Origin of the sequence: Pseudoalteromonas sp. 19-MNA-CIBAN-0066, assembly GCF_040308705.1 — a bacterium.
GTDB lineage: Bacteria > Pseudomonadota > Gammaproteobacteria > Enterobacterales > Alteromonadaceae > Pseudoalteromonas > Pseudoalteromonas nigrifaciens.
On record NZ_JBEONZ010000207.1, the window covers coordinates 1 to 273 of the forward strand.

1 protein-coding gene is annotated in these 273 nt (G+C 41.4%); it reads left to right on the plus strand.

Going from position 1 to position 273, the window contains the following annotated elements:
* The coding region (locus tag AAEZ18_RS18840; RefSeq protein WP_352255931.1) for a hypothetical protein at nt 1–273 on the plus strand (273 nt) is incomplete at both ends.

Genomic DNA, 273 nt, shown 5'->3' on the forward strand with positions numbered 1-273 from the left:
GAACTACACGGATTTCTAAATACTATTATCGATGACAAAGATGGGCTCTCCTTAAGCCAGCTTCGAGCCGGTGCAAAAAGCGTTATGGTGACAGAGCTAAAAAAAGAACTGACGGTGTATCATCAGTTACAGCCTTATACAAGACAGATTGATAATGCTGTTAAGGGCTTAGCCTTATCGTCTAAAAACCAACAACACTTCGGTGAAATGGTGGATTATTATGGCAGTAAACTAAAACGCTTTAAGCGTCCACAGCAACACCTATGGTTGCTG